6 protein-coding genes are annotated in these 3,889 nt (G+C 63.5%); 2 read left to right on the plus strand and 4 right to left on the minus strand.

All coding sequences use genetic code 11. The features are described 5' to 3' along the window. The coding region (locus EN893_RS22800; protein WP_128361792.1) for a c-type cytochrome at positions 1-422 on the minus strand (422 nt) is incomplete at its 3' end. A gap of 193 nt (positions 423-615) precedes the next feature. On the opposite strand from EN893_RS22800, the gene EN893_RS22805 reads away from it, so the two are divergent. Then, on the plus strand, positions 616-1,344 hold the full coding sequence (locus EN893_RS22805) for a 3-deoxy-manno-octulosonate cytidylyltransferase (RefSeq protein WP_127268467.1): 729 nt from the start codon (positions 616-618) through the stop codon (positions 1,342-1,344). A 9-nt stretch (positions 1,345-1,353) separates the two neighbouring features. Continuing rightward, positions 1,354-2,217 (plus strand): prephenate dehydratase, encoded by an 864-nt coding sequence (locus EN893_RS22810; RefSeq protein ID WP_127268466.1) that lies wholly within the window; start codon positions 1,354-1,356, stop codon positions 2,215-2,217. 56 nt (positions 2,218-2,273) lie between these two features. Here EN893_RS22810 and EN893_RS22815 read toward each other — a convergent pair whose 3' ends face one another. The 3 genes from EN893_RS22815 to EN893_RS22825 form a co-directional block, all read right to left on the minus strand. Further along, positions 2,274-2,579 carry a Dabb family protein gene (locus tag EN893_RS22815; RefSeq protein WP_127268465.1) on the minus strand — a complete coding sequence of 102 codons (306 nt, stop codon included), beginning with the start codon at positions 2,577-2,579 and terminating at the stop codon, positions 2,274-2,276. Between the two features lie 37 nt (positions 2,580-2,616). Then, entirely contained in the window at positions 2,617-3,561 is a 945-nt protein-coding gene (gene nudC, locus EN893_RS22820) for an NAD(+) diphosphatase (protein ID WP_127268464.1), read from the minus strand. Positions 3,562-3,602: 41 nt separating this feature from the next. Next, a partial coding sequence (locus tag EN893_RS22825; protein WP_164752276.1) for an HIT family protein occupies positions 3,603-3,889 on the minus strand: 287 nt, incomplete at its 5' end.

The following is a 3,889-nucleotide window of genomic DNA, read 5'->3' on the forward strand; positions in this document are numbered from 1 at the left end:
GTGATGAAGTGGTTGAGGTTGTCGTACGTCCACTTCTCGGCGCCGCCCTTGGAGAATTCCTTCATGCCGGCCGAATAGGCAAAACCTTCATGCTCGGCGACAGGGCGGTCGATGAGGTCCCACAGGTCCGGGCCGACCTTGTTGGGGCCGCCCTTTTCGCCGGAATGGCAGGCTTGGCACTTCTTGAAGACGGCAGCACCTTGCTCGACATTGGCGGTCGCCAACAGTTCGGCGATCGGCTTGGCTGCGGCGGCAGGCGCGGCCGGACCGCCTTCGGCGGGCTCGGCGGCCTCGATGGCGAAACCGGGCTTTTCCGGCGCCGGCGAGGCAAACAGCGCATCGGACACAATGCCGACCGAGAAGACGACGAAAACGGTTCCGAGCAATCCGGCGAGCAGTTTGTTGACTTCGTTGGAATCCATACGCCCCTTGCTCCCTTTTCCGGCGGACAGAACCGTCCACTCCGTCCGTCGGTATCGTGACCCGTCCTGCGAGGGCGGTCAAATCGGGCGGAAACTAGGTCTTTTGCTGCGGCGTTGCAACACCTATAAGGGCGCTTCCAGTGAGACCTTTTGCCACTTTCCCTGTCCTCTTTCGAGACGCCTTGCACCCGAAATGTCCACGCTGATCCTGATCCCGGCCCGCATGGCTTCGACCCGCCTGCCGGGCAAGCCGCTGGCCGACATCGCAGGCGCCCCGATGATCGTCCATGTCGCGCGCCGTGCCGCCGAAGCCGGCCTTGGCCGAGTGGTGGTGGCGACCGATACGCAAAGCGTGGCGCAAGCGGTGCGCGCGCACGGTTTCGAGGCCGTGATGACGCGCATGGATCACGAATCCGGCTCCGACCGCATCCACGAGGCGCTGATCGCGCTCGACCCCGGGCGCAAGGTCGAAACCGTCGTCAATGTACAAGGCGACCTGCCGACGATCGATCCCCAGATCATCGCCGCGTCGCTCAGGCCTTTCGAGGACAGTGCGGTGGACATCGCCACGCTCGGCGTCGAGATCGTCCGCGACGAGGAAAAGACCAACCCCAATGTCGTCAAGATCGTCGGCTCGCCGCTCTCGGGCAGCAGGCTGAGGGCGCTCTATTTCACCCGTGCCACGGCGCCTTGGGGCGAGGGGCCGCTCTACCATCATGTCGGCCTCTACGCCTATCGCCGCGACGCACTCGAGCGTTTCGTCGCGCTGAAGCCGTCGCCGCTCGAACGGCGCGAGCGGCTGGAGCAGTTGCGGGCGCTGGAAGCCGGCATGCGCATCGACGCCGAGATCGTCCAGTCGCTGCCGCTCGGCGTCGACACGCCGGAAGACCTCGAACGCGCCAGACAGATCCTTTCAACCTGAGATATCGGCATGCCTGAAAAGACCAACAGAATATCCTTCCAGGGCGAGCCGGGCGCCAATTCCGACACCGCCAGCCGCAACATGTTCCCTTCGATGGAGCCGTTGCCATGCCCGACTTTCGAGGATGCCTTCAACGCGGTCGAGACCAACAAGGCCGACCTCGCCATGATCCCGATCGAGAACACCATTGCCGGGCGCGTCGCCGATATCCATCATCTCTTGCCGGAATCGAAGCTGCACATCATCGGCGAATATTTCCTGCCCATCCATTTCCAGCTGATGGTGCTGCCGGGCGTCAGGCGCGACGAGATCAAGACGGTGCACAGCCATATCCACGCGCTTGGCCAGTGCCGCAAATACATCCGCAAGAACGGCTGGAAGGCGATCGTCGCCGGCGACACGGCCGGCGCCGCCAAGATGGTCTCCGAGGTCAAGGACCGCACCATGGCGGCGCTGTCGCCCGCGCTGGCAGCGACCCTCTACGGGCTCGATATCATCGAGCAAAACGTCGAGGACACCGACTCAAACGTCACCCGCTTTGTCGTCCTGACCAAGAACAAGCAATGGGCCGAGCGCCCGTCGCCTGACGTCAAGATGATGACGACCTTCATCTTCCGCGTCCGCAACGTGCCGGCCGCACTCTACAAGGCGATGGGCGGCTTCGCCACCAACGGCATCAACATGACCAAGCTGGAGAGCTACCAGCTGGGCGCTTTCACGGCGACGCTGTTCTACGCCGACATCGAGGGCCATCCCGACGACCCGCTGGTCAAGCTGGCGCTGGACGAGCTTCGTTTCTTCTCGCGCGAAGTGCGGATTCTGGGCGTCTATCCGGCCAGTGAGTCGCGTGAGCAGTGGAAGGTGGCGGACTGATCGCTACTAGGCATGGTCTTTTCCAAAAACCGGTTTCCACTTTTCGGGACCATGCCCTAAATCACCGCGCCCAGCGGCACATAGTCGATCTCCATGAAGGTCTCGACCTCGGGCACCCAGCGGTCGCGCACGAAGGCGACATGGTCTGGATGGTCGTTGTACCTGTTGTAGGCAGCCTGGTCGGCGAACTCCATCGAGAAGCCGAAACGATAGTCGTTCTTGGGGCTGATCTGCCGCAATTGCTCGAAATGCGTGACGCCCCTGATCGCGGTGAGGATTTTCTTGGCGTCGACCAGGAACCGCTTTTCCTCCAGCGAATGCGGCGGATGCTTCAGCGTGAAAACGACGGTGTGACGGATCATGCCCTGCTCCTGCAATGTCTTTGAATAATCGCGGCCATCATTCCGAGTCGACCCAGGCGCGGATCAGGTGATGCGCGATGGCGCCTTTCGGCGGCGTGACCAGATTGTCCTTGTGCGTCCTTTCCAGCATCAGGCGCACCTCGTCGCGAAAAAACCAGCGGCAGTCCTCAAGCTCGTTGAGGTCGGCCTGGATGTCGTCGTTGAGCGGCTCGCCGAAGCAGCCGATCATCAGCGAATAGGGAAACGGCCAGGGCTGGCTGGCGTGGTAGACGACGCGGCCAAGCCGGATGCCGGCCTCTTCCAGCGTCTCGCGGCGCACCGCCGCCTCGATCGTCTCGCCCGGCTCGATGAAGCCGGCAAGGGCCGAGTACATGCCCGGCGCGAAATGCCGGCCGCGCCCGAGCAGGCACTTCTCCCGCGTCGCCGTCAGCATGATCGCCACCGGGTCGGTGCGCGGAAAATGCTCTGTGCCGCAATTCGGGCAATGCCGCTTGTAGCCGCCGGCCCGCATCTGCGATTCTGTACCGCATTTGCTGCAGAAACGATGGCTGGCATGCCAGGCGAGCAGGGCCGCCCCTTGCGCCATCGCGCCAGCCGCCGCCTCGTCGATCAGCCCTTGCATGTAGACCGAGCGGTAGTCGATGGCCTTGACTGTTTCCGGAAGCTGTTCGGGTTCGACGCCGGCGGGCACGGCCAGCACCGGTCCTCGTTCGGAAAAGCCGAGCAGGATGCCTTGCGCCAGGGAAACCTTGAAGGGCTCGCTCTCGGTGGCGCCGAACCAGGGATCGAGAGCGCCGCTATCGCCGAGCTTCAAATAGAGCCGGCCGCCATGCATCAGAAGCAGCCGCGTCGCCGGATCGGCCAGCGCCTTGTCGACCGAATCGTCGGCGCGGTTCTCGGACTGCCGATCGATCGTGTTGCCGGCGAAGCCGACGAACTGGCTCGGCTCGCGCAAAGGCGCGTCAAACAGGCGGAAGCTCATGGGGACTCTGGAATATGTTGAGGGATGGACACTGGGAACGCTTATAGCGCCGCCTTGATCGTTTCGGCAAACCGTCGCAAGTCGGAACGTTGATAGGGCTCTCGCAGGCCGTGTCCCCACACAGGGCCTGGCCAGCCGGGATCACCTTCCGAGCGCGCGATGACATGGATGTGCAGCTGGCGCACGATGTTGCCGAGCGCGCCGGTGTTGATCTTGGTGCAGCCGGTCGCCTTCTTCAGCGCCTGCGCCACCATGTTGGTCTCGAAGGTCAGCATCGCCTGGTCGAGCGGCGTCATATCATGGATTTCCTCCGCGCCGGGCCGCTGCG

Source organism: Mesorhizobium sp. M7A.F.Ca.CA.004.04.2.1, assembly GCF_004022825.1.
In the GTDB taxonomy this organism is placed as follows: Bacteria; Pseudomonadota; Alphaproteobacteria; order Rhizobiales; family Rhizobiaceae; genus Mesorhizobium.

Excerpts from the sequence above, each read along its gene's own strand:
- EN893_RS22815 (WP_127268465.1), bottom strand. The coding sequence starts at position 2,579 with ATGATCCGTCACACCGTCGTTTTCACGCTGAAGCATCCGCCGCATTCG.
- EN893_RS22810 (WP_127268466.1), top strand. The coding sequence starts at position 1,354 with ATGCCTGAAAAGACCAACAGAATATCCTTCCAGGGCGAGCCGGGCGCC.
- EN893_RS22805 (WP_127268467.1), top strand. The coding sequence starts at position 616 with ATGTCCACGCTGATCCTGATCCCGGCCCGCATGGCTTCGACCCGCCTG.
- nudC (WP_127268464.1), bottom strand. The coding sequence starts at position 3,561 with ATGAGCTTCCGCCTGTTTGACGCGCCTTTGCGCGAGCCGAGCCAGTTC.